This window comes from Pseudomonas sp. UYIF39 (assembly GCF_029963765.1).
Taxonomy (GTDB): Bacteria; Pseudomonadota; Gammaproteobacteria; order Pseudomonadales; family Pseudomonadaceae; genus Aquipseudomonas.
In genome coordinates, this window is sequence record NZ_JALBYU010000007.1 from 268685 (window position 1) to 292092 (window position 23408).

The 23408-nt window shown below is 58.1% G+C and carries 26 protein-coding genes and 1 pseudogene; 23 read left to right on the forward strand and 4 right to left on the reverse strand.

The features are described 5' to 3' along the window. The first annotated feature begins 77 nt into the window (after nucleotides 1-77). The 7 genes and pseudogenes from MO767_RS12440 to MO767_RS12470 all read left to right on the forward strand — a co-directional run bounded on the left by MO767_RS12440 (nucleotide 78) and on the right by MO767_RS12470 (nucleotide 4240). Complete coding sequence (locus MO767_RS12440) at nucleotides 78-398, forward strand: hypothetical protein (RefSeq protein WP_282480731.1); 321 nt, start codon at nucleotides 78-80, stop codon at nucleotides 396-398. 75 nt (nucleotides 399-473) lie between these two features. Further along, nucleotides 474-1031 carry a Smr/MutS family protein gene (locus tag MO767_RS12445; RefSeq protein WP_056740389.1) on the forward strand — a complete coding sequence of 186 codons (558 nt, stop codon included), beginning with the start codon at nucleotides 474-476 and terminating at the stop codon, nucleotides 1029-1031. 109 nt (nucleotides 1032-1140) lie between these two features. Next, nucleotides 1141-1875, forward strand: a complete 735-nt coding sequence (locus MO767_RS12450) for a helix-turn-helix transcriptional regulator (RefSeq protein WP_282480732.1) — start codon at nucleotides 1141-1143, stop codon at nucleotides 1873-1875. A 313-nt stretch (nucleotides 1876-2188) separates the two neighbouring features. Then, nucleotides 2189-2863, forward strand: coding sequence for a polysaccharide lyase family 7 protein (locus MO767_RS12455; protein ID WP_282480733.1), 675 nt, complete (start codon nucleotides 2189-2191; stop codon nucleotides 2861-2863). A 109-nt stretch (nucleotides 2864-2972) separates the two neighbouring features. Further along, nucleotides 2973-3199 (forward strand): annotated as a pseudogene (locus MO767_RS12460) (site-specific integrase); the annotation flags it as partial. 22 nt (nucleotides 3200-3221) lie between these two features. Next, nucleotides 3222-3767, forward strand: a complete 546-nt coding sequence (gene folE, locus MO767_RS12465; RefSeq protein ID WP_010456659.1) for a GTP cyclohydrolase I FolE — start codon at nucleotides 3222-3224, stop codon at nucleotides 3765-3767. 101 nt (nucleotides 3768-3868) lie between these two features. Next, on the forward strand, nucleotides 3869-4240 hold the full coding sequence (locus MO767_RS12470) for a glutathione S-transferase N-terminal domain-containing protein (protein ID WP_282480734.1): 372 nt from the start codon (nucleotides 3869-3871) through the stop codon (nucleotides 4238-4240). Nucleotides 4241-4318: 78 nt separating this feature from the next. Here MO767_RS12470 and MO767_RS12475 read toward each other — a convergent pair whose 3' ends face one another. Continuing rightward, nucleotides 4319-5485: a PLP-dependent aminotransferase family protein gene (locus MO767_RS12475; RefSeq protein ID WP_282480735.1), complete on the reverse strand. Its 1167-nt coding sequence runs from the start codon at nucleotides 5483-5485 to the stop codon at nucleotides 4319-4321. 81 nt (nucleotides 5486-5566) lie between these two features. On the opposite strand from MO767_RS12475, the gene MO767_RS12480 reads away from it, so the two are divergent. From MO767_RS12480 to MO767_RS12490, 3 genes are all read left to right on the forward strand, one after another. Then, nucleotides 5567-5998: a MarR family transcriptional regulator gene (locus MO767_RS12480; protein WP_282480736.1), complete on the forward strand. Its 432-nt coding sequence runs from the start codon at nucleotides 5567-5569 to the stop codon at nucleotides 5996-5998. Nucleotides 5999-6245: 247 nt separating this feature from the next. Continuing rightward, the gene (locus MO767_RS12485) at nucleotides 6246-7565 is read left to right on the forward strand and encodes an NCS2 family permease (protein ID WP_282480756.1); all 1320 of its coding nucleotides are present in this window, start codon (nucleotides 6246-6248) and stop codon (nucleotides 7563-7565) included. A gap of 79 nt (nucleotides 7566-7644) precedes the next feature. Continuing rightward, nucleotides 7645-8271 carry a LysE family translocator gene (locus MO767_RS12490; protein WP_282480737.1) on the forward strand — a complete coding sequence of 209 codons (627 nt, stop codon included), beginning with the start codon at nucleotides 7645-7647 and terminating at the stop codon, nucleotides 8269-8271. A 96-nt stretch (nucleotides 8272-8367) separates the two neighbouring features. On the opposite strand, the gene uraH is transcribed toward MO767_RS12490, so the two are convergent. After that, a complete protein-coding gene (gene uraH, locus MO767_RS12495) occupies nucleotides 8368-8721 on the reverse strand; it encodes a hydroxyisourate hydrolase (protein WP_282480738.1) in 354 nt (117 codons plus the stop codon). Nucleotides 8722-9153: 432 nt separating this feature from the next. On the opposite strand from uraH, the gene puuE reads away from it, so the two are divergent. From puuE to MO767_RS12535, 8 genes are all read left to right on the forward strand, one after another. After that, nucleotides 9154-10080 carry an allantoinase PuuE gene (puuE, locus tag MO767_RS12500; protein ID WP_282480739.1) on the forward strand — a complete coding sequence of 309 codons (927 nt, stop codon included), beginning with the start codon at nucleotides 9154-9156 and terminating at the stop codon, nucleotides 10078-10080. Then, nucleotides 10077-10592 (forward strand): 2-oxo-4-hydroxy-4-carboxy-5-ureidoimidazoline decarboxylase, encoded by a 516-nt coding sequence (gene uraD / locus MO767_RS12505; protein ID WP_282480740.1) that lies wholly within the window; start codon nucleotides 10077-10079, stop codon nucleotides 10590-10592. Before puuE ends, uraD begins: the two co-directional genes overlap by 4 nt. Nucleotides 10593-10678: 86 nt before the next feature. After that, a complete protein-coding gene (alc, locus tag MO767_RS12510; RefSeq protein ID WP_282480741.1) occupies nucleotides 10679-11674 on the forward strand; it encodes an allantoicase in 996 nt (331 codons plus the stop codon). Nucleotides 11675-11794: 120 nt separating this feature from the next. Then, nucleotides 11795-12298 carry an ureidoglycolate lyase gene (locus MO767_RS12515; RefSeq protein WP_007960046.1) on the forward strand — a complete coding sequence of 168 codons (504 nt, stop codon included), beginning with the start codon at nucleotides 11795-11797 and terminating at the stop codon, nucleotides 12296-12298. 50 nt (nucleotides 12299-12348) lie between these two features. Beyond that, nucleotides 12349-13650, forward strand: a complete 1302-nt coding sequence (locus MO767_RS12520) for a urate hydroxylase PuuD (RefSeq protein ID WP_282480742.1) — start codon at nucleotides 12349-12351, stop codon at nucleotides 13648-13650. A 141-nt stretch (nucleotides 13651-13791) separates the two neighbouring features. After that, entirely contained in the window at nucleotides 13792-15150 is a 1359-nt protein-coding gene (locus MO767_RS12525) for a nucleobase:cation symporter-2 family protein (RefSeq protein WP_282480743.1), read from the forward strand. A gap of 157 nt (nucleotides 15151-15307) precedes the next feature. Beyond that, complete coding sequence (locus MO767_RS12530) at nucleotides 15308-16093, forward strand: outer membrane protein OmpK (RefSeq protein ID WP_282480744.1); 786 nt, start codon at nucleotides 15308-15310, stop codon at nucleotides 16091-16093. 375 nt (nucleotides 16094-16468) lie between these two features. Beyond that, entirely contained in the window at nucleotides 16469-17254 is a 786-nt protein-coding gene (locus MO767_RS12535) for an outer membrane protein OmpK (protein ID WP_282480745.1), read from the forward strand. Between the two features lie 133 nt (nucleotides 17255-17387). Here the strand turns inward: MO767_RS12535 and MO767_RS12540 are convergent, their stop codons facing one another. Together MO767_RS12540 and MO767_RS12545 are read right to left on the reverse strand one after the other, a co-directional pair. Continuing rightward, entirely contained in the window at nucleotides 17388-18560 is a 1173-nt protein-coding gene (locus tag MO767_RS12540; protein WP_282480746.1) for a patatin-like phospholipase family protein, read from the reverse strand. Between the two features lie 34 nt (nucleotides 18561-18594). Continuing rightward, nucleotides 18595-19527: a lipid A biosynthesis lauroyl acyltransferase gene (locus tag MO767_RS12545; protein WP_282480747.1), complete on the reverse strand. Its 933-nt coding sequence runs from the start codon at nucleotides 19525-19527 to the stop codon at nucleotides 18595-18597. A 118-nt stretch (nucleotides 19528-19645) separates the two neighbouring features. On the opposite strand from MO767_RS12545, the gene minC reads away from it, so the two are divergent. From minC to MO767_RS12570, 5 genes are all read left to right on the forward strand, one after another. Then, nucleotides 19646-20383: a septum site-determining protein MinC gene (gene minC, locus MO767_RS12550; protein ID WP_282480748.1), complete on the forward strand. Its 738-nt coding sequence runs from the start codon at nucleotides 19646-19648 to the stop codon at nucleotides 20381-20383. Nucleotides 20384-20584: 201 nt separating this feature from the next. Continuing rightward, nucleotides 20585-21397, forward strand: a complete 813-nt coding sequence (minD, locus tag MO767_RS12555; protein ID WP_033057165.1) for a septum site-determining protein MinD — start codon at nucleotides 20585-20587, stop codon at nucleotides 21395-21397. After that, nucleotides 21397-21651: a cell division topological specificity factor MinE gene (gene minE / locus MO767_RS12560; RefSeq protein WP_007898843.1), complete on the forward strand. Its 255-nt coding sequence runs from the start codon at nucleotides 21397-21399 to the stop codon at nucleotides 21649-21651. The genes minD and minE overlap by 1 nt, the downstream gene beginning before the upstream one ends. 90 nt (nucleotides 21652-21741) lie before the next feature. After that, nucleotides 21742-22377, forward strand: coding sequence for an RluA family pseudouridine synthase (locus MO767_RS12565; protein WP_123366230.1), 636 nt, complete (start codon nucleotides 21742-21744; stop codon nucleotides 22375-22377). Nucleotides 22378-22524: 147 nt separating this feature from the next. Next, nucleotides 22525-23367: a hypothetical protein gene (locus MO767_RS12570; protein ID WP_282480749.1), complete on the forward strand. Its 843-nt coding sequence runs from the start codon at nucleotides 22525-22527 to the stop codon at nucleotides 23365-23367. The last annotated feature ends 41 nt before the right edge of the window (nucleotides 23368-23408 follow it).

Below are 23408 nucleotides of genomic sequence, written 5' to 3' on the forward strand. Positions count from 1 at the left end.
GCTGTAATTGTCTTAGCCTCAGGAACATCCCGGGCAACTCCCGGTCGAAGGGCCGATACCCATTGAGGAAGGTCGGAATGAAGTTATCCGATGGTTTTGACGCTCGCCGCTTGCGGCCCAAAGGCCAACGCAATTGGCGTTTTCGAATCGGCGCGGCATTTGCTGCCTTGCTGTCGATGTGCGGTGTGTTGCTGGCGATGGCCGGTGCCGCCAGCCTGCTTGGTCACGCGCCCGCCTTGGGCGAGTTGAATACCAACCGGGCCGGTTCGGCAGTGATTCTGGCGATTGGCCTGTTCGTGCTGTACCTCGGCGTGTGGCTGTGGCGTCGCTGCCGTCGCCGCTCGCGGCAATCGCAAGAGCTGAACATCTCCCCGCATTTGATGAAAAAGCACGACTGAGTCGAGTGTTGCGCGTTTTCTCGCGCCCCATTCGCTTCGAGTTGGGTAAACTGGCCGCCCTTCGCGGAGGCTGACATGCAAGACGACGATTTTTCCCTGTTCAAAAGCGCGATCCAAGGCGTCAAGCCGATCAAACACGATCGCGCAGAAACCGGCAAACCCAAAGCTGACCGCGCGCAAATCGCCAAGTTGCGTCAGGCCGCCACCGTGCGCACCGATGCCACCACCGTTGACGGGCTGTCCGATCAGTTCGTCATCGATGTTGGCCCGGAAGACGAGCTGATGTGGGCGCGTGACGGTGTTCAGGAAAGCCAGATGCGAAAGCTCAAGATCGGACAGATTCCGTTCGAAGGCAGCCTCGACCTGCATGGCATGAACGTGGAAAAGGCTCGGGAAACCCTCTGGGCGTTTCTGGCCGAAGCGACCAAATTCGAAATCCGCTGCGTGCGCGTCACCCACGGCAAGGCTGTGCGCCTGGACGGCAAGCGACCGATGATCAAAAGCCACGTCAACACCTGGCTGCGCCAACATTCACAAGTGCTCGGCTTCACCTCGTGCCAAGCGAAACACGGCGGCGCCGGAGCGGTTTATGTGATGCTCAAACGGACCATGATGGAAGGTCGCGACGAGTAAAGCGGTCGCCTAGTAAATAGCACTCATAACACCCCATACGGGATTATCCCTAGCAAGTTATAGACATAACGATTTGCAATGATATGGGAGCTCCCGTAATACTTTGCGAATGGAATTTAAAGAACGAATCAAAGCAGCCCGCCAACACGCCAAGCTCAATCAGACCGAGCTTGCCGAACGCGCCGGCCTGACGCAAACCTCAATCTCCGACCTCGAGCGCGGAAAATCGAAGGCAACAGCCTTTGCTGCCCAGATCGCTTCAGTGTGTGGCGTTTCACCAATGTGGCTGGCTGAAGGTGTCGGTGACATGCTCAAAGGGGTGTCCGATGCTGTTCCGTTGAATCGCCCCCCTCCAAGCGTTTCAATGTCAGACATCCGGCCTTGGGACGACAGCACGCCCCTGGATGACGACGAGGTTTATGTCCCCTTCCTGCGTGAAGTCGAGCTGGCGGCCGGTTCAGGCCGTTTCGTGATCGCAGAAAACGACAGCGCCAGGCTGCGCTTCTTCAAGAAAGACCTGCGTCACAACAACGTGCAGTTCAACAACGCCAAGTGCGTGGTGGTGAGCGGAAACAGCATGCTCCCGGTACTGCGCGACGGCGCTACCGTTGGCATGAACGTCGGTAAGAACTCGCTGGGCGACATCGTCGACGGCGACATGTACGCGATCAACCACAACGGCCAGCTCCGCGTGAAACAGGTCTACCGACTGCCCAGTGGTATCCGCCTGCGCAGCTTCAACCGTGACGAGCATCCGGACGAGGACTACACGTTCGCCGAGATCCAGGAGCAGCAGCTCGCAATCTTGGGTCATGTTTTTTGGTGGGCGATGTATTCGCGGTGAACTGAGTTACGGTGATTCGGGAGCGTCCAGTGCCATTACGTGCAATACGGCAAATCGACGCCCATCCAAGAGAAGCCCGCCAAGCGTGGGCTTTTTTTGTACCTGGAATATAGCCGCGGAATAAAATATGGGAATACCCATTGACACAAAATATAGGAATGCCAATATTTTAACTCAGGCCGACGGGGAGTCGATCGGAAGCTGCCAAGCATCACTTCTGCCCATTCACTGAGTGGGCAGTGGGATGTAGGCCTGCATCAAACGCAAGGCTCACCAGAGCAAAAAGCGACATCAATGGACTGAGGCAAAAACCATGACTGTAGACATCAGCAACTTCACCATCGCTACCCCGCTTCCAATCTCCGATACCAACCCGATTGCACTTGAGCTCATCGGTTGGCGCGCGCTTCTCGAATGTCCCGACGTTATCTCAATGCTTGACGATGGTTCGCTGCAGATGACGGCGCCGACACTTGGAGCCTCGAGCAAGAGCACGCTACGAACCCGCTGCGAGTGGAAAGAGCCAGGCTATTGGCTGTTCTCCAGCGCAACGGACCACTGGAACCGACAAGAAATGCGACTGATGAAGGTCAACTCGCTACAGAAAGTCGTGATCGGCCAGATCCATGTGAAGGATTCAGAGCGACCTCCGGTAAAGGTGTTCTGGAACAAGGGAAAAATCACGATGGGGTTCCGAACCAGTTACCTCCAGGACGATCCGGTGAACTCGACGATTTTGGAGAACGTGCCGCTCGGTGCACTTTTCAAAATCAACATTCACGCCAATTCGAGCGGCGCCGTCTCTGTATCCGCCAGCTGTAATGGAGTCAAATCCACTTCCGCGATCATGCGTCTCGACAACACTTGGGATACGAAAACACTGGCCTTCCACGGTGGCGTGTACAACCAGATCGATTACTCCGACACCACCGACCCGCAAGACGGTTCTGTCTGCATCATCAGCGATCTGTCGATCACTCACGCCTGATACAACCTGCTCGGCTTGCTGAGCAATACAGGCTTCAGGAAAGCATCACTGCTGCACCTTGGTGACAGGGTGTAGCGGGATGCGCAAACCCGAAATGACCGATTTGTGGATTCGCGCCCGCCGGCAATACAACTGCCGGCACACATACGCTACCATGTGCCTCATGTCGGGGATGAACCCTGCGTTTATTGCCACTCAGCTCGGTCATAGCGTTCAGATTTGCTATCGACCTACGCCCGATGGATCAACGCCAGCACAGACTGGGGCGAACTCGGGAAGCTCGAAAACAGCTTGATTGGTACAAAATGGGTACAGACAGAAACAGTACCCCTCTGAAACCCGTATGGAATCAGCCTCTGTGACACTGGAACAGAACTACACCGCGATTCTCGGCCAACTGGGCGAGGACGTCTCCCGCGAGGGCCTGCTCGACACGCCAAAACGTGCCGCCAAAGCCATGCAGTACCTCTGCCGCGGTTATGAACAGACACTGGAAGAGGTCACCAACGGTGCCTTGTTCAGCTCTGACAACAGCGAAATGGTGCTGGTGAAGGACATCGAGCTCTACTCGTTGTGCGAACACCACCTGCTGCCGTTTATCGGCAAGGCTCACGTCGCCTACATCCCCAGCGGCAAGGTATTGGGCCTGTCGAAAGTCGCGCGGATCGTCGATATGTACGCCCGCCGCCTGCAGATCCAGGAAAATCTCAGCCGCCAGATCGCCGATGCGGTCCAGCAAGTCACCGGCGCCCTGGGCGTTGCGGTGGTGATCGAGGCCAAGCACATGTGCATGATGATGCGCGGTGTGGAGAAACAGAATTCGTCGATGATCACGTCGGTGATGCTCGGTGAGTTCCGCGAAAACGCGGCCACCCGCAGCGAGTTTCTCAGCCTGATCAAGTAATTCGCAGCAGAAGAAAACCGGCATTCATCGCCGGTTTTTTTTCGTCTGTGAAAAATCAGGTAAGCTGCGCGCCTTCTGTTTGCCCCTGTGAGGCTTATATCGTGTTCGTAAAAGCGCTTCGTGTCGGCCTTGGCCAACTGATCATCTTCATCGACTTCATTACCCGCCCAGGCAAAAAGCAGCGCCCTGCCGCCGCTCAGGCTCAGGTCGAGACGGCCGCCAAGGACCTGACCCTGTATCAGTTCCACGCCTGCCCGTTCTGCGTGAAAACCCGCCGTACCCTGCGCCGCTTGAACGTGCCGGTGGCATTGCGCGACGCGAAGAACAACGAACAGGATCGCCAGGCTCTTCTGGAACAGGGCGGCAAAATCAAGGTTCCGTGCCTGCGCATCGTAGAGAATGGCCAGACGACCTGGATGTATGAGTCCAAGGTAATCATCGATTATCTGGACAAGCGGTTTGCCGCAGCCTGAAGCACAACAGCTTTCGGACAAAAATAAACCGGCCCATTGGCCGGTTTATTGTTTCTGCATCCTCTCGCACAAGCAGCCTCAAGCGGCTTTTGCCGCCTGAGCCTGACGCACCACCGCTGCCAGCCGTTTGAGCCCTTCGTCCAGCCGAGCCGGGTCGATGTGGCTGAAGTTCAGGCGCAAATGCCCTGGATTGCTGTCTGGTTCGGGGAAGAATGGTTCGCCCGGCATGAACGCCACATCCGCTGCCAGTGCAGCCTTGAGCAACGTACGTGTGTCCAGCGGCTGCTTGAGAGTCAGCCAGAAAAACAGCCCGCCCTGCGGCACGTTCCAGTTCGCCAAATCCGCAAAATGCGTTTCCAGGGCTGACTGGAACGCGTCCCGACGAACCCGATAGAAGCCTCGCAGCTCGCTCAAGTGATGCTGGAATTTGTCGGTACCGATCCACTGCAACGCTTGCCACTGGCCCACGCGATTGGTGTGCAGGTCGGCCGATTGCTTGAGTTTCAGCAAGTGCGGAAAGAGATCCGGACTGGCGATCAGATAACCGACTCGCAGTCCGGGCAACAGGGTTTTCGACACGGTGCCGGTGTAGATCCAGCTGGCCTTTTTCAACCGACTGACAATCGGTGTGGCGCTGCCACCGTCGAAAGTCAGCTCGCGGTAAGGCTCGTCTTCGATCAAGGTCACGCCGAACTCATCCAGCAAGGCTGCCACGGCATCGCGCTTGGCTTCGCTGTAGCGCACGGCCGAAGGATTCTGGAAAGTCGGGATCAGGTAGATGAATGCCGGACAGTGTTTTTCCAGACGAGTACGCAGTTGCGCAAGGTTCGGGCCATCAGCTTCCAGCGGGACAGTGATGCAGTCGGCGCCGAACAGCTGAAAAATCTGCAACGCCGCCAGATAAGTCGGCGCTTCGAGCAAAATTTCGGTGCCTTTGTCGATATACAGCTTGGCCGCCAGATCGAGGGTTTGCTGGGAACCGCTGACCACCAACACCTGACTCGCCTCGCAGGGTACGCCCAACGCCCGCGCCTGTGCTGCCAGCGCTTCACGCAGCGCCGGCTCACCTTCGCTCATGCCGTACTGGCCCATGGACAGCGGCATGTCGGCCCACTCGACTTTCGGCAGCATGGCTTCGGCCGGCAAGCCGCCGGCGAACGACATCACTTCCGGGCGCTGGGCGGCGGCGAGGATTTCACGGATCAAAGAACTTTTAAGGCGCGAGATGCGTTCGGAAAATGCCATGGGGTCACCGGTAGCGAGGTCTGAGGAAAATGAGTCAAACTGATTGACCGAAATTACGACAGACCGAACGGATACGTCAATATGATTGACCTTAAAAACCCCGCTACTCAGCAACAGGCGATGGAAGCGTTTTTCTTCGGTTATCAGGCGTTCACCGCGAAGGCCGACGAAATGCTCGAGCGTCGCGGCTTGAGCCGGGTGCATCAACGCATCGTGTTTTTCATCGCCCGCTACCCGAACTTGAGCGTCAAGGAGTTGCTGGCGTCGCTCGGGGTGACGAAGCAGGCGCTGAACATTCCCCTGCGCCAGTTGGTGGAGATGCATTTGGTGAACAGTGTCACGTCCGAAACCGACAAGCGTAAGCGGTTGCTGGAGCTGACCGACGATGGTGCGCGGTTTGAGCAGTCGTTGCGGCGCGAGCAAGTGAAGTTACTGGAGCGGGTGTTTGCCGAGGCTGGGGAGACGGCAGTGAACGGGTGGTTGGCTGTGAACATGGCGCTGGGTAAAGCCTAGGTCTTTCCAAGCTGATAGCCGATATATCCCGATCAACAAACTTTTCGTCTACAAACTCAAAAACATTATTTGCTTTATTTGTATACAAAAGCATAATCCACTTCGTGCGAGTTCCTGACCAAGAGGTCAACAAATTCGCAAGTACCTCAAAGGGCCGCTGCCACCCTCATGGGTCCGGACCTGGAAATAACAATAAAACTCTTGAGGAGTACTCGCTGTGGAAAGCCGCAAATCCGAAGCCCCGACGCTGGAACTCTCGCCGCCGTTACGCAATGGCTGGCTGGAGCGCATCTTTAAACTCAGCTTGCATGGCACCACGGTGAAGACCGAGTTGATTGCCGGTCTGACAACCTTCATCACCATGGCCTACATCATCTTCGTCAACCCCAACATCATGGCCGACGCCGGGATCGATCACGGTGCAGCGTTCGTCGCCACCTGCATCGCCGCCGCGCTGGGTTGCCTGTTGATGGGCCTGTACGCCAACTGGCCGGTCGGGCTCGCGCCGGGCATGGGCCTTAACGCCTTCTTCACTTACACCGTGGTCGGCACCATGGGTTACAACTGGGAAACCGCCCTTGGCGCGGTGTTTGTTTCCGGTGTGTTGTTCATGTTTCTAACTTTTTCCCGGATCCGCGAATGGCTGCTCAATAGCATCCCGGTGAGTTTGCGCTTTGCCATGGGTGCCGGCGTGGGCTTGTTTCTGGGGCTGATCGGCTTGAAAACCGCAGGCATCGTGGTCGACAGCCCGGCCACCCTGATCAAGCTCGGCTCCCTGCGCGAACCTGGCCCGCTGCTGGCCGCCATCTGCTTCCTGATGATCGCTGTATTGAGCTACCACAAAGTATTTGGCGCGATTCTCATCAGCATCATCACCGTCACCCTGGCGGGTTGGGGCCTGGGCCTGGTGCACTACGAGGGCCTCATGTCCGCTCCGCCGAGCCTGGCGCCGACCTGGATGGCCATGAACATCGCGGGCGTGTTCAACATCAGCATGATCAGCGTGGTGCTAGCCTTCCTCTTTGTACACATGTTCGACACCGCCGGCACCCTGATGGGCGTCGCCCAGCGCGCCGGTCTGGTGAACGCTGACGGCAAGATCGAAAACCTCTCCCGCGCCCTGAAAGCCGACAGTGCTTCCAGCGTATTCGGTGCGATGGTCGGCGTTCCCCCGGTCACAAGCTACGTGGAAAGTGCCGCGGGTGTAGCCGCTGGTGGTCGGACTGGTCTTACCGCCGTGACCGTAGGTGTGCTATTTATTGCCGCAATGTTTTTCGCACCGCTGGCTGGCATGATCCCCGCTTACGCAACCGCCGGTGCGCTGATTTATGTGGCGATGCTGATGATGGGCGGTATGGCGCACATCGAATGGGACGAAGCGACCGACAGTATTCCGGCGATCGTTACCGCGATCATGATGCCCCTGACCTTCTCGGTCGCCGACGGCATCGCGCTGGGCTTTATCACGTATGTGGTGCTGAAGGCTTTCACCGGTAAGCACAAGGAAATTTCCGTCAGCCTGTGGGTGCTTTGCGCGATCTTCATCGCCAAGTTCATTTTCTTGTAAGCCGTCTACGTTTCAAAAACAGTGTTTCAAAACAGCCTCACCCCGTCGGGTGAGGCTTTTGTGCAAATGGAGGAAAGTGATGAGTCTGGAAACCTGGCTGCTGTTCAGCGGCGCTGCGCTGGTGGTAATCCTGATCCCGGGGCCACTGTCTTTGCTGATGATCAGCAACAGTCTGAATTTCGGTTTGCGCCGCTCTTACCCGGCGTTTCTGGGGGGCGTGATTGCGTCGATCTGTTTGCTCAGTGCGTCGGCGCTGGGTTTGGGCGCCTTGCTGCTGGCATCGGAACAGTTGTTCAGCGCCTTGAAGATCGTCGGTGCGCTGTACCTGTTCTACCTGGCTTGGCAGAGCTGGCAACAATCGCGCCTGCCCTCCCACGGCGCTGAAGTGCCCCAGGCCGCGCCAGTGCCACGTTTTCGCGCACTGTTCGGGCGCGCGTTTGTGCTGGGCGCGAGCAACCCGAAAGACATTCTGTTCTTTGCTGCATTCCTGCCGCAGTTCCTCAGTGCAGAGCAACCATTCCTGCCGCAATTGCTGGTGATGATTGCGACCTGGACCGTGCTGGATTTGCTGTGCAAGTTGGCTTATGGCCTCGGGGCACATGGTGCTGCGCGGTATTTGCGCAGCGGCAAGGGGCAGAGCTGGTTTAACCGGGTGAGTGCGGGGTTGTTCAGTGGTGCCGGTGCGGCTTCGTTGTTGAGCCGCTAAGATCTTTTGACTTTCAGGCAGGCAAAAAAAAGCCCGCAGTGTGAGCGGGCGAAAGACCAAAGAAGCTATATGCGCAGGATTTTTGGGGGGAAAGTCCTAGCTTCCTCTATAGGTCGAATAGCTATACGGCGAAATCAGCAACGGCACGTGGTAGTGATCCTGCTCCGCAGAGATGCCGAAGCGCAGCACCACCACATCCAGGAACGCAGGTTCCGGTAACTGAACGCCACGGGCGCGGTAGTAATCGCCCGCATGAAACTGAACCTGATAGACCCCGGAGCGGTAGTCATCGCCTTGCAGCAGCGGTGCATCGACCCGGCCATCGCTGTTGGTCATCGCAGTGGCGACCAATTCCAGCTGCGAGCCTTCAACGCGATACAACTCGACCTTGATCGAGCTGCCCGGGCACCCATGTGCAGCGTCTAAAACGTGAGTAGTCAAACGTCCCATTGATTCTGCGCGCCTGCCTGCGTGGAGCAGTCAGACCTCGCGCCTCCCGAAGTCAGTTGAAAAGGAGACCGCACCGGTTCGGAGCACGAAACGCTGCGGCGAGCGACTGATTAAGACACTTTTCAAAAAAATTGTACACAATAAAAACGAGATTTTTAGCACTATGCCCACCATTCTTGGATTCGTATCGAATCTGACGCCGAACCATAAGATCAAAGGACCCTTCATCGATTAGCTGACCGATCAGGCAGGTTTCTTGCAATAACATGTGAAGGTGGCAGTCAGTGAAAAATGCAAAAAAACAGGCTTACAAAGTGGATATAAAGTTGTATACAATCAGCCCATCGCTGTGACGCCAGCCTGTCATCACACTGCAGGCCGCCTCACAAACCTGACCTTGAACAAGTCGAACGAATAAGAAGGAAGACTGCAGTGAGCGCTGACTACCCACGCGACCTGATCGGTTACGGCAGTAACCCTCCTCACCCACACTGGCCGGGCAATGCTCGCATCGCCTTGTCCTTCGTACTCAATTACGAAGAAGGCGGCGAGCGCAATATCCTGCACGGCGATAAAGAATCCGAAGCCTTCCTTTCGGAAATGGTCTCGGCGCAGCCGCTGCAAGGCGCGCGCAACATGAGCATGGAATCCCTTTACGAGTATGGCAGCCGTGCCGGCGTCTGGCGGATTCTGAAACTGTTCAAGGAATTCGACATTCCGCTGACCATCTTCGCCGTGGCCATGGCCGCCCAACGTCACCCGGACGTGATCCGCGCGATGGTCGATGCCGGCCACGAGATCTGCAGCCACGGTTATCGCTGGATCGACTACCAGTACATGGACGAAGCGCAGGAACGCGAGCACATGCTCGAAGCGATCCGCGTCCTCACCGAAATCACCGGCGAGCGCCCACTGGGCTGGTACACCGGTCGTACGGGCCCGAACACCCGTCGACTGGTGATGGAAGAAGGCGGTTTCCTCTACGATTGCGACACCTACGACGACGACCTGCCCTACTGGGAACCGAACAACCCGACCGGCAAGCCGCACCTGGTGATTCCGTACACCCTGGACACCAACGACATGCGCTTCACCCAGGTCCAGGGTTTCAACAAGGGCGACGACTTTTTTGAATACCTAAAGGACGCCTTCGACGTTCTGTACGCTGAAGGCGCCGAAGCACCGAAGATGTTGTCGATCGGCCTGCACTGCCGTCTGATTGGCCGTCCGGCGCGTCTGGCCTCGCTCAAACGCTTTATCGAATACGCTAAAAGTCATGAACAGGTGTGGTTCAGCCGTCGCGTCGACATCGCTCGCCACTGGCACGAAGCCCACCCGTACCAAGGGGCCGCCAAATGAGCCACTTCCAGACACTGAAACCATCAACCCTGAGCCGCGACGCTTTCGTCGCCGCTTTCGCCGACATCTACGAACACTCGCCATGGGTGGCCGAAAAGGCCTTCGACCTGGGCCAGGACGCTTCGATCGACGAGATCGAAACCCTGCACCAGCGCATGAGTGACATCCTGTTGAGCGCCGATCACGAGAGCCAACTGGCTCTGATCAACGCTCACCCGGACCTGGCAGGCCGTGCGGCCGTCCAGGGCCAACTGACCGAAGCCAGCACCAATGAACAGGCTGGCGCCGGTATTCACCAATGCACGGCCGAAGAGTTTCAGCGCTTCACCGAGCTGAACGACGCCTACAAAGCCAAGTTCAAGTTTCCCTTCATCATGGCGGTAAAAGGCAGCAACCGGCATCAGATCCTCGCGGCGTTCGAAACGCGCATTCACAACCCGGAAGACACCGAGTTCAAGTGCGCGCTGGCAGAGATCAATAAGATCGCCCTGTTCCGATTACTGACCCTATAGCGAGCCTTGCCCGAGGGTTTAAAACGCGAAGACACCCAGGGCACTGCAAGCATCCCAAGCCAACTAATTAAAGGCAGACAAGAAGAATGAAAGCTTACGCCGTACCTTTCGAGAAGTTCGTCAACCTGGCCGACGCCCGCCTGGGCACCAAAATCATCTCGGTCACCGATGACTGGTTCGCTGATGCCAACCGCCTGTTCCAGCCGACCCCGGCTGTGTGGAAGGAGGGCGTGTTCGATGACAACGGCAAGTGGATGGACGGCTGGGAGTCGCGCCGCAAGCGCTTCGAAGGCTACGACAGCGCGGTGATCCGCCTGGGCGTTCCGGGCTCGATCAAGGGCGTGGACATCGACACTTCATTCTTCACCGGCAACTTCCCGCCGTCGGCCTCCCTGGAAGCCTGCTTCCTGGCCTCGGGCGAGCCAGACGACAACACCCAGTGGACTGAAGTGCTGTCCGCCGTCGAGCTGCAAGGCAACAGCCACCACTACCACGAAATCAGCAACGACCAGGCGTTCAGCCACCTGCGCTTCAACATCTACCCGGATGGTGGCGTGGCCCGTCTGCGCGTTTACGGTGTTCCGTTCCGCAACTGGTCCGCTGTGGGCGACAACGAGCAAGTTGATCTGGCAGCAGCCCTGAACGGTGGCCGCGCCCTCGCCTGCTCCGACGAACACTTCGGTCGCATGAGCAACATCCTCAACCCGGGCCGTGGCATCAACATGGGCGACGGCTGGGAGACTGCACGTCGCCGTACGCCGGGCAATGACTGGGTCATTGTCGCGCTGGGTCATGCCGGCGAGATCGAAAAAGTCATCGTCGACACCCTGCACTTCAAGGGCAACTACCCGGACACGTGCTCGATCCAGGGCGCGTTCGTGAAGGGCGGTACCGACAGCCAGATCGAAACCCAATCGCTGTTCTGGCGCGAACTGCTGCCGGCGCAGAAACTGGAAATGCACGCCGAACACACCTTCGCCGAGCAGATCAAGGCGCTGGACCCAATCACCCACATCCGCCTGAACGTGTTCCCGGACGGTGGTGTTAGCCGCCTGCGCGTTCTCGGCAAGGTCGCTAAATAAGCGCTGAACCCAATCGCGAGCAAGCTCGCTCCCACATTTGACCGCGTTTCCCTGTGGGAGCGAGCTTGCTCGCGATAGCGTCAGAACAGACAACAACGAATTCAGGGTAAGAAGACCAGCATGCGCACATTGACGATTGAACCGCTGACCAAAGAAGCCTTCGCCCCTTTCGGTGACGTGATCGAAACCGACGGCAGCGATCACTTCATGATCAACAACGGTTCGACCATGCGCTTCCATAAACTGGCGACGGTGGAAACCGCCACGCCAGAGGACAACGCGATCATCAGCATCTTCCGCGCCGACGCGCAGGACATGCCGCTGACCGTCAGCATGCTGGAGCGTCACCCGCTGGGCAGCCAGGCTTTCATTCCGCTGCTCGGCAACCCTTTTCTGATCGTGGTCGCGCCACTTGGCGATGAACCTGTATCAGGCTTGGTCCGCGCCTTCGTCACCAACGGCAGGCAGGGCATTAATTACCATCGCGGCGTTTGGCACCATCCGGTGCTGACGATCGAAAAGCGGGATGACTTCCTGGTGGTTGATCGCAGTGGCACAGGCAATAACTGCGATGAGCATTTTTTCAAAGAGGATGAGCGTTTGATCCTTGCCCCCCACCAATAAGAGAAGGTCTGATCACTCGACAACAGAGTGACAGGCGAGAGGTAAAGACTGTGGAAGCACATCTGTTGGAATGGCTGAACCTTAGCGTGCGCTGGGTTCACATGATTACTGGCGTGGCCTGGATCGGTGCGTCGTTCTATTTCGTCTGGCTGGAAAACAACCTCAATCGGGTCAATCCGAAAAGTGGTCTGGCCGGCGATCTGTGGGCGATCCACGGCGGCGGTATCTACCACCTGGAAAAATACAAACTGGCTCCACCGACCATGCCGGACAACCTGCACTGGTTCAAATGGGAAGCCTACTTCACCTGGATGTCGGGGATCGCGCTGCTGTGCGTGGTGTTCTACTCCAACCCGACGCTGTACCTGCTGGCACCGGGCAGCAGCCTGACCGGCCCTGAAGGGGTCGCACTGGGCATTGCCTCGTTGTTCGTCGGTTGGTTCGTCTACTCCTTCCTCTGCGACTCGGCCCTGGGCAAACGCCCTGCCTTGCTCGGCTTCATCCTGTTCGTGCTGATCATTGGCGCCGCTTACGGCTTCAGCAAAGTGTTCAGCGGTCGCGGTGCGTACCTGCACGTCGGCGCGATCATCGGCACCATCATGGTCGGCAACGTGTTCCGCATCATCATGCCGGCCCAGCGCGCACTGGTTGCCGCGATTGCCGAGAACCGCACGCCCGATCCGGCGCTGCCGGCCAAAGGTCTGCTGCGTTCGCGTCACAACAACTACTTCACCTTGCCGGTGCTGTTCATCATGATCAGCAACCACTTCCCGAGCACCTACGGCAGCCAATACAACTGGCTGATCCTGGCCGGGATCGCGGTGCTCGCGGTGTTGGTGCGTCACTACTTCAACACCCGTCATGACAGCCACAAATTTGCCTGGACCCTGCCCGTTGCGGCCGTGGGCATGATCTGTCTGGCTTACGTGACTGGCCCGGCGCAGATGCCCAGCGCCCCTGAAGTAGCCAAGGCGCCTGGCACCATCGAGTACCAGCCGTTGCCGGAAACCGCTCTCGGTGGTGGAGTGAAACCTGAAGCGGCGAAACCTGCTGCGCCTGTCGCTGCACCGGCTCAGGCGTCCAACGCCGGCCCCGGTTTCGACAAGGTTCACAGTGTGATCCAGGAGCGTTGCGCGGTTTGCCATTCGGCCAAACCGACCAGCCCGCTGTTCAGTGCTGCACCGGCTGGCGTGATGTTCGATACCCCCGAGCAGATCCGCCAGAACGCTGCACGCATCCAGGCTCAAGCCGTCACCAGCCAGATCATGCCACTGGGCAACATCACCCAGATGACCCAGCAGGAACGTGACCTGATCGGTGCGTGGATTGTTCAGGGAGCTCCAACCAATTAAGTAGCAAAAGCATCGCGAGCAAGCTCGCTCCCACAGGGATTACACAGGACCTGTGGGAGCGAGCTTGCTCGCGATTGGCCGCGCCGCGGCCCCCCCCCCAGATACAAAAATCACAAGAATAAAAAAGATCCGAGGTGTTGCATGTCCGAGCTATCCGAAGCGCGCATCCCCGACGCACCCGCCATTCAGCGTTTACCCCTTTTGCAATTGATCCTGGTCGGCCTGCAACACGTTCTGCTGATGTACGGCGGAGCCATCGCTGTGCCACTGATCATCGGACAGGCCGCAGGCCTGAGTCGTGAAGAAATCGCCTTCCTGATCAACGCCGACCTGCTGGTGGCCGGGATCGCTACCATCGTGCAGTCGCTGGGCATCGGCCCCATGGGCATCCGCATGCCGGTGATGATGGGCGCCAGTTTCGCCGCTGTCGGCAGCATGGTGGCCATGGCCGGCATGCCGGGCATCGGTCTGCAAGGGATCTTCGGCGCGACCATCGCCGCCGGGTTCTTCGGCATGATCATCGCGCCATTCATGTCCAAAGTTGTGCGTTTCTTCCCGCCTCTGGTGACCGGCACAGTCATCACCTCGATCGGTTTGTCGCTGTTCCCCGTGGCTGTGAACTGGGCCGGCGGCGGTGCAGGTGCCGCGCAATTCGGCTCGCCGATTTACCTGGCCATCGCCGCACTAGTGCTGGCCACCATTCTGTTGGTCCACCGCTTCATGCGCGGTTTCTGGGTCAACATTTCCGTGCTGATCGGCATGTGCCTGGGTTACGTACTCTGCGGCCTGATCGGTATGGTAGACCTGAGCGGCATGGCCCAGGCGCCGTGGCTGCAATTCGTGACCCCGCTGCATTTCGGCATGCCGAAATTCGAACTCGCACCGATCCTGTCCATGTGCCTGGTGGTGGTGATCATCTTCGTCGAGTCCACCGGGATGTTCCTGGCGCTGGGCAAAATCACCGGTCAGGACGTCTGCCCACGAATGCTCCGTCGCGGCTTGCTGTGTGATGCCGGCGCCTCGTTCTTCGCCGGTTTCTTCAACACCTTCACCCACTCCTCTTTCGCGCAGAACATCGGCCTGGTGCAGATGACCGGCGTGCGTTGCCGCTCGGTGACCATCGTCGCCGGCGGTATGCTGGTGGTGTTGAGTTTGTTGCCGAAAGCGGCGTTTCTGGTGGCCTCGATTCCACCCGCCGTACTGGGCGGCGCAGCGATTGCGATGTTCGGCATGGTCGCCGCCACCGGCATCAAGATTCTTCAGGAAGCCGACATCGGTGACCGTCGCAACCAGTTGCTGGTGGCGGTGAGCATTGGCATGGGGCTGATCCCGGTGGTCCGTCCGGAGTTCTTCGCCCACCTGCCACTGTGGATGAGCCCGATCACCCACAGCGGAATCGCCATGGCGACATTGAGTGCTTTGTCGCTGAACCTGCTGTTCAACATCCTCGGCGGCGCCGAACGCGCGGCCATCAACGACTGCCACGCCCACCCGCACTAACACATCAGCGCCACAGAACCTGTGGGAGCGGGCTTGCTCGCGAAGGGGCCATCAGCCTCAACATCATTGTTGACTGACATACCGCTTTCGCGAGCAAGCCCGCTCCCACAGGGTGGATGCCTGCGCCTCAAACAATAAAAACAAGAGGGAGCAACAGATGATTCGGACACAGACAAACATGCTGTTGGGCGGTGGTCTATTGGCCGCCAGTCAGGCCATGGCCGGCGATTTACTGCTGTGGCAGACCAACAGCCTGAGCTATCTGTATGGCAAGGATTTCGCGGTCAACCCGCCGATCCAGCAGACGATAACCTTTGAGCACGCCGACCGCTGGAAGTACGGCGACAACTTCCTGTTCGTCGACAGCACTTACTACAACGGCGAAAAAGACCGGAACAAAGGCGTTCACGCCTATTACGGCGAGTTCAGTCCGCGCCTGTCTTTCGGAAAAATCCTCGACCGTCGTTTCGAATTCGGCCCGATCAAGGACGTGTTGCTGGCCATGACCTACGAGAATGGCGAAGACGACACCGAGGCCTATCTGATCGGCCCCGGTTTCGACCTCGCGGTACCGGGCTTCAATTTTTTCACCTTGAACTTCTACTACCGCCAGACCGAAGGCTCGCGTCCCGGCGACGATGTCTGGCAGATCACGCCGGCCTGGTCCTACACCCTGCCATTGGGCAACTCGAACCTGTTGATCGACGGCTACATCGACTGGGTCGTGGATAACGCCCAGAACTCACATGGCACCTACCACGCCAACCTGCACTTGAACCCGCAGATCAAATATGACCTGGGGAAGGCCTTGGGCTGGCGGGAGAAACAGGTGTACGTCGGCGTCGAATACAGCTACTGGAAAGACAAATACGGCATCGAAAACAGCGCCAATCTCGACACTCATGAGAACACCACCAGCCTGCTGGTGAAGGTGCATTTCTAGATGATCCGCAACCGTGCTCCAAACCTGTCGTCGGTGCGCTGTTGCGGGGCACTTGAGACCTGGCCAATGAGTCAGTATTCTCCGCGGCCGCCCGAATCTGGTCTAAAAAAAAGCCCGGATTTAATTCCTGACCAGAAAGCCAACTTATCCCGGCGCTGGACGGTACCAAGGCACTCCAAAAACACTCTCAATCGACTGCTCTTGAGCCGCCGAACGGGAGTTTTTTGGCTTTTCAAAAGCCTTGGCTCAGCTCTTGCTAACAGCACTGAAGCTGACCGATTGGATGATTTTTTACAGCGACAGAAAAAGGCGCCACACCAGAGCGCCGACCTTAGAAAAATAACGTGGAACCACCTACTTTTTGGGAGCAACCGAATGAAACGTACGTGCACTAGCCTGATGCTGGCGGGATCTTTGCTGGCCGGGGGCCAGGCCATGGCCGGCGACTTGCTGCAATGGCAGAACAACAGCCTGACCTACCTGTATGGCAAGGACTTCCAGGTCAACCCGCGCATTCAGCAGACGGTGACCTTCGAACACGTCGATGGCTGGAAATACGGCGACAACTTCATGTTCATCGACAAGATTTTCTACAACGGCAAGGACGATAGCTACGCGGGCTCGAACACTTACTACGGCGAGATCAGCCCACGCTTGTCGTTCGGCAAGATATTCGACCAAAAGCTCGAATTCGGCCCGATCAAAGATGTACTGCTGGCCATGACTTACGAGTTCGGTGAAAACGATACCGAGTCCTACCTGATCGGTCCCGGTTTCGACCTGGCGATCCCGGGCTTCGACTACTTCCAGTTGAACTTCTATAACCGTCATACCGAAGGCGACCGCCCGGGTGACAATATCTGGCAGGTCACTCCGGTCTGGTCCTACACCATCCCGATGGGCGATTCGAACATCCTGATCGACGGTTTCATGGACTGGGTGGTCGACAACGACGTCAACAAAAAAGGCGAATACCACGCCAACCTGCACTTCAATCCACAGGTCAAATACGACTTGGGCAAGGCGCTGAACCTTGGCGAAAAGCAGTTGTACGTGGGTGTCGAGTATGACTACTGGAAAAACAAGTACGGTATTGAAGACAGTCAGGGCTTCAAAACCGATCAGAGCGTGACCAGCTTCCTGGTCAAGGTTCACTTCTGATCCTTCGGCGCCTGTAAGGACGCCATCGCGAGCAAGCTCGCTCCCACATTCGATCTCCTGTGAACACATTATTTGTGATCACCACTGATCAACTGTGGGAGCGAGCTTGCTCGCGATGGCCGCACCGCAAATCTCAAGCAGTGACCGCTGCCTCGGCTATCCCGAGAAACCGGCACAACTCCCCGCGCTTGGCCAACGCATCCCGCCGCCCCAGGTCAATCAACTCGCTGCAATACCCCGCCTCGAACAGCAGATAACTCAGCACCCCCGCCCCGCTCGTCCTGGTCGCCCCCGGCCCACGCAGAAACAGGCGCAACGCCGCCGGTAACTCCTGCCGATGCCGCGCCGCAATTTCGTCGATCGGCTGACTGGGCGAAATCACCAGCACTTCCACCGGCGCCACTCCCAGTGCGCGCATCGGCGTGCCATCAGGCATCAAGTGGCTGAACTGGTTTAGACGCTGCAACAGCTCGATGTCACTTTCCAGGCTGTCAATGAACGTGCTGTTGAGCAGGTGCCCACCGATCTGCGCCAGGCTCGGTTGCTGACCGGTGTAGGCGCGTTGCAGCGGTTGTTCCGGGTCGACGCCGCGGGGGTTGCCGCTGACGCCCACTACCAGCACTCGGCTGGCGCCCAGGTGCAGCGCCGGGCTGATCGGTGCCGACTGACGCACCGCGCCGTCGCCGAAATACTCTTCACCGATTTTCACTGGTGCAAACAGCAGCGGAATCGCTGAACTGGCCAGCAAGTGATCGACGGTCAATTGCGTGGGGACGCCGATTCGCCGATGGCGCAACCAGGCATTGATGGTGCCGCTGCCCTGATAAAAGGTCACCGCCTGACCGGACTCGTAGCCGAACGCGGTCACCGCAACCGCCTGCAACTGCTTCTGCGCAATGGCCTCGGCAATCCCGTTCATCTGCAGTTTGTCGTCGAGCAATCCGCGCAGCGGCGAACTGTTGAGCAACGCCACCGGCACCTGAGCGCCAATCCCGAGCAAACTGTGGCTGACAAAACGGCTGGCCTGGTGGATCACGCCCGGCCAGTCGCTGCGCAGCACCAGATGACTGCGAAAGCCCTGCCAGAAGGCTGTCAGACGTTGAATCGCACCCCGAAAATCCATCGCCCCACTGGCGAGGCTGACCGCGTTGATTGCGCCGGCCGAGGTGCCGACGATCACCGGAAACGGATTGCTCGCGCCGACCGGCAACAACTCGGCAATCGCCGCCAGCACACCCACCTGATAGGCCGCCCGAGCCCCGCCGCCGGAAAGAATCAACCCTGTAACCGGTTCAGCAGGACTCATCGCAACACTCCATGGTGCTTATAAGGACGGTGGTTCAACCGCGTTTTGCGTACAGCTTCGGCTCACCCGGAGGACGACTCTTGAAGCGGCGATGAGCCCAGAGGTATTGCTGCGGACATTCGCGCAAGACGCCTTCGATCCATTGGTTGATCCGCAGGCAGTCGGCTTCTTCGGTTTCGCCGGGAAAACCCTCGATCGGTGCATGAATCACCAGTCGATAACCGCTGCCGTCCGCCAGACGCTCCTGAGTGAACGGCACCACCAGCGCCTTGCCCAACCGCGCAAACTTGCTGGTGGCGGTGACGGTCGCGGCCTGAATTCCGAACAGCGGCACGAAAATACTTTGCTTGGCGCCATAGTCCTGATCCGGTGCGTACCAGATTGCCCGGCCGGCCCGCAGCAGTTTCAGCATGCCGCGCACGTCGTCGCGCTCCACCGCCAGCGAATCGACATTGTGCCGCTCGCGCCCCAGGCGCTGGACGTAGTCGAACAACGGATTTTTGTGTTCGCGGTACATGCCATCAATGGTGTGCTGCTGGCCGAGCAATGCCGCGCCGATTTCCAGCGTGGTGAAATGAACGGCCATCAGGATCACGCCCTTGCCGTCACGCTGGGCTTTTTTCAGATGCTCCAACCCTTCGACATGGGCCAGCTTCGCCAGACGCTCCCGCGACCACCACCAGCTCATGGCCATTTCGAAAAACGCGATGCCCGTTGAGGCGAAGTTTTCCTTGAGCAGGCGCTTGCGTTCGGCAGCGGTTTTTTCAGGGAAACACAGCTCGAGATTGCGCTTGGCAATGCGCCGTCTGTCGCCCGCTACTCGATACATCAATGCACCCAGGGCGCGACCGATCGACAGCAACGCCGGATACGGCAACTGGACAATCAGCCACAACAGCCCCAAGCCACACCACAGCGGCCAGAAACGCGGAGAAAGAAATGCTGTTCGAAAACGCGGGCGTTCCATTAAAGGTTCCGGAAAGACAATGGCCGCGCATTCTACATCGTTCGACCCGGCTTGCGGCTCGCGGGCGTTCTCGTTATAAGTCTCGGCACTTTTAGTGACAAGTCGTTGTATGCCGACCATGAGCCAAACCGAACCGCTAGACCAAGATCCCGTGTTCCAGCTGAAGGGCAGCATGCTCGCCATTACGGTGCTGGAACTGGCCCGTAACGACCTCGAGAGCCTCGATCGTCAACTGGCCGCCAAGGTCGCCCAGGCGCCTAACTTCTTCAGTAACGCGCCACTGGTGCTGGCCCTGGACAAACTCCCGGCCAGCGAAGGCGCAGTCGATCTGCCCGGCCTGATGCGCGTCTGCCGCCAGCATGGCCTGCGCACCCTGGCGATCCGCGCCAGCCGCATCGAAGACATCGCCGCGGCCATCGCGGTCGACCTGCCGGTGCTGCCACCGTCCGGCGCCCGTGAGCGTCCGTTGGACCCGCTCGAAGGCCAGGTCAAGAAAAAACCGGAAAAACCACCGGAGCCGACTATAAAGCCAACGAAGATCATCACCTCGCCCGTACGCGGTGGGCAGCAGATTTATGCCCAGGGCTGCGATCTGGTGGTGATCTCGTCGGTCAGCCCGGGGGCGGAACTTCTCGCCGACGGGAACATCCATGTATACGGCCCGATGCGTGGTCGAGTGTTGGCCGGCGTCAAAGGCGACACGAAAGCCAGGATTTTCTGTCAGCAAATGAGCGCTGAACTGGTCTCCATCGCAGGCCACTACAAGGTTTCGGAGGATCTGCGTCGCGACCCTTTGTGGGGCGCGGGCGTACAGGTCAGCCTGTCGGGCGATGTGTTGAACATCATTCGGCTTTAACGGATACTGCCGCATTTTCCAAACATCTCTAAAACGTAGCGAAAACGGCTCAAACGAAGTAGGAAAAAGGCCATAAGCAGTGTTTACCCGAGGTAAGCGCCGTTCTGGACCGAATTCCAGCCAAGGCTGTCCGACTGCAGTAGTTTTTCTAGAGATGTTTTTCAGGGGCTAAATGTCCTTTTTCCTTAGGGGTGAAACACCTTGGCCAAGATTCTCGTGGTTACATCCGGCAAGGGTGGTGTGGGTAAGACCACCACCAGTGCTGCTATCGGTACCGGCCTCGCACTGCGCGGTCACAAAACAGTTATTGTCGACTTCGACGTCGGTTTGCGTAACCTCGACCTGATCATGGGTTGCGAGCGCCGCGTGGTGTATGACTTCGTCAACGTGGTAAACGGCGAAGCCAACCTGCAACAAGCCCTGATCAAAGACAAACGCCTGGAAAACCTCTACGTACTGGCCGCCAGTCAGACCCGCGACAAAGACGCGCTGACCGTGGAAGGCGTGGAAAAGGTGTTGATGGCGCTGAAAGAAGACTTCGAATACGTAGTCTGCGACTCTCCGGCCGGCATCGAAAAAGGCGCCCACCTGGCCATGTACTTCGCAGACGAAGCGATTATCGTGACCAACCCGGAAGTGTCCTCGGTTCGTGACTCGGACCGCATGCTCGGCCTGCTGGCCAGCAAATCGCGCCGCGCGGAAAAGGGCGAAGAGCCGATCAAGGAACACCTGCTGCTGACCCGCTACAACCCGCAACGAGTCAGTGATGGCGAGATGCTCGGCGTCGAAGACGTCAAAGAGATTCTGGCAGTCGCCCTGCTGGGTGTCATTCCAGAATCCCAAGCGGTACTCAAAGCTTCCAACTCGGGCGTGCCGGTCATTCTCGACGACCAGAGCGATGCCGGTCAGGCATACAGCGATGCGGTCGATCGTCTGCTGGGCAAAACCGTGGAGCATCGTTTTCTCGATGTAACGAAGAAGGGATTCTTCGAGCGCCTGTTTGGAGGTAGATAATGAATCTTTTTGACTTCTTTCGTGCCAGCAAAAAGGTCAGCACCGCGTCGGTAGCGAAAGAGCGTCTACAGATCATCGTGGCGCACGAACGCGGCCAACGCAGTACACCGGATTACCTGCCAGCCTTGCAGAAGGAATTGGTCGAGGTGATTCGCAAGTACGTCAATATCGGGTCCGATGACGTGCACGTCGCTCTGGAAAACCAGGGCAGCTGCTCGATTCTGGAACTCAATATCACCCTGCCTGACCGCTAGTCGATCCGGCTGGAGCCACGGCGGCTCAGACCCCTCCTGTTAATGGAAGGGGCCTGAGCCGCCGTTGGCGTTTGTTACGAGGCTGTTTTAATGCCGCTGTCCAACATCCGCATCATCCATCAGGACGCCGCCGTACTGGTGGTGAACAAACCGACCCTGCTGCTCTCTGTCCCTGGCCGGGCCGATGACAACAAGGACTGCCTGATTACCCGCCTGCAAGAAAACGGCTACCCGGAAGCGCGAATCGTCCATCGTCTGGACTGGGAAACCTCCGGCATTATTCTGTTGGCCCGTGATCCGGACACTCATCGCGAGCTGTCCCGGCAATTTCACGACCGCGAAACCGAAAAGGCCTACACCGCCCTCTGCTGGGGACAACCGGAACTGGACAGTGGCAGCATCGATCTGCCCTTGCGCTACGACCCGCCGACCAAGCCACGACATGTGGTGGACCATGAATTCGGCAAGAATGCCCTGACCTTCTGGCGCGTACTGGAGCGTTGCGGCGATTGGTGCCGTGTCGAATTGACGCCGATTACCGGCCGCTCCCATCAGTTGCGCGTGCACATGCTTTCCATCGGCCACCCGCTGCTGGGTGACGGCCTCTATGCCCACGAGCAAGCACTGGCCGCCTGGCCACGGCTATGTCTGCACGCGAGCATGCTTAGCTTCACTCACCCGCAAAGCGGCGAACGCTTGCGCTTCGAGTGCCCTGCTCCTTTTTAAATAGCCGCCGAAGCAAAAAACGCCCTTCCATTGAAGGGCGTTTTTTATTTCTGGCTCCAATAGACGTAAAAATGGCGTGAAAATATCGTCATGAGTTTGTAATGAAACGTAAAACAAAGGCACTTTGATATCCGGCAGGAAGCCCCCGTGCTCAGCAACAAGACTTTCCAAGACGACTACCCGTTCACCTTTTGCCTGTTCAACACCACGTTGCACCTTAGCGAGCAGCCTTCAACCGAAGCACAACAGGCGCTTGAACAGCTCATACACAAACGACGTGCCCACAAGCTCACCCGTGCGAGTGCGCCGCCGGCCTCCGGTGATGCGCCACTGTTTGCCAAGGTCCAGCCGCTGGATACCTTGAAGGCAAAAATGCGGGTCACCTTTGGCAAACCACAGCGCAATGGCCGATTCGACCGGCCGCTGGAAGAGTTGATCAACACGCTCGAAGCACAACGCCGTGGCGTGCAAATGCCGCCGCTGCAAGGGTTCGGTTATACCAAGGACCGATTGGGGCTGACCCAGGAAAATTTCATAATCACGCGCCTGCTCGACGATCATATCGACGGTGTGCAATGGCTTAAACGCAACCCGGACAGCGTCGAAACATTCATTCTCGATGCCTTCGAATTGCTGAGCTCCTTGTCGCACAAGAACATCACGGACATGGATTTCTGGGCCGGCAACATCATGATCCCGGAGACGCCGCGGACCCCACTCAAAGCCATCGACTTTGAAAACTGCTTTGCCGGGCAGACAAACCATCAAAGCGAAACCCTCGGCTTTCAACTGGGCTTCTTCTATCGCCGGGACATCTACAAGCTCATCACCGAAGCCGCCTATGACCGACTGGTGGACGAATACATTCGACAGATCCCGGGTATCTCGGAGGAAAAATTCAACGAGGTATACCTCGCTAGCAAACATGAATATGTAGGCCGCAAGCAACGTTGCGAAGTGTTCCTCAATGGCAAGCTGATCACCGATTGACTCATCCTCTTCGCCAATCGGCAGCCGGCGCACGTCGAACG

Coding starts and splice junctions, on each gene's coding strand:
- MO767_RS12535 (WP_282480745.1), top strand. CDS start 16,469: ATGAAACGTACGTGCACTAGCCTGATGCTGGCGGGATCTTTGCTGGCC.
- MO767_RS12440 (WP_282480731.1), top strand. CDS start 78: ATGAAGTTATCCGATGGTTTTGACGCTCGCCGCTTGCGGCCCAAAGGC.
- uraH (WP_282480738.1), bottom strand. CDS start 8,721: ATGGGACGTTTGACTACTCACGTTTTAGACGCTGCACATGGGTGCCCG.
- MO767_RS12540 (WP_282480746.1), bottom strand. CDS start 18,560: ATGAGTCCTGCTGAACCGGTTACAGGGTTGATTCTTTCCGGCGGCGGG.
- MO767_RS12455 (WP_282480733.1), top strand. CDS start 2,189: ATGACTGTAGACATCAGCAACTTCACCATCGCTACCCCGCTTCCAATC.
- minC (WP_282480748.1), top strand. CDS start 19,646: ATGAGCCAAACCGAACCGCTAGACCAAGATCCCGTGTTCCAGCTGAAG.
- MO767_RS12445 (WP_056740389.1), top strand. CDS start 474: ATGCAAGACGACGATTTTTCCCTGTTCAAAAGCGCGATCCAAGGCGTC.
- MO767_RS12545 (WP_282480747.1), bottom strand. CDS start 19,527: ATGGAACGCCCGCGTTTTCGAACAGCATTTCTTTCTCCGCGTTTCTGG.
- MO767_RS12450 (WP_282480732.1), top strand. CDS start 1,141: ATGGAATTTAAAGAACGAATCAAAGCAGCCCGCCAACACGCCAAGCTC.
- minE (WP_007898843.1), top strand. CDS start 21,397: ATGAATCTTTTTGACTTCTTTCGTGCCAGCAAAAAGGTCAGCACCGCG.
- MO767_RS12530 (WP_282480744.1), top strand. CDS start 15,308: ATGATTCGGACACAGACAAACATGCTGTTGGGCGGTGGTCTATTGGCC.
- uraD (WP_282480740.1), top strand. CDS start 10,077: ATGAGCCACTTCCAGACACTGAAACCATCAACCCTGAGCCGCGACGCT.
- MO767_RS12565 (WP_123366230.1), top strand. CDS start 21,742: ATGCCGCTGTCCAACATCCGCATCATCCATCAGGACGCCGCCGTACTG.
- alc (WP_282480741.1), top strand. CDS start 10,679: ATGAAAGCTTACGCCGTACCTTTCGAGAAGTTCGTCAACCTGGCCGAC.
- MO767_RS12515 (WP_007960046.1), top strand. CDS start 11,795: ATGCGCACATTGACGATTGAACCGCTGACCAAAGAAGCCTTCGCCCCT.
- MO767_RS12525 (WP_282480743.1), top strand. CDS start 13,792: ATGTCCGAGCTATCCGAAGCGCGCATCCCCGACGCACCCGCCATTCAG.
- MO767_RS12490 (WP_282480737.1), top strand. CDS start 7,645: ATGAGTCTGGAAACCTGGCTGCTGTTCAGCGGCGCTGCGCTGGTGGTA.
- MO767_RS12480 (WP_282480736.1), top strand. CDS start 5,567: ATGATTGACCTTAAAAACCCCGCTACTCAGCAACAGGCGATGGAAGCG.
- MO767_RS12475 (WP_282480735.1), bottom strand. CDS start 5,485: ATGGCATTTTCCGAACGCATCTCGCGCCTTAAAAGTTCTTTGATCCGT.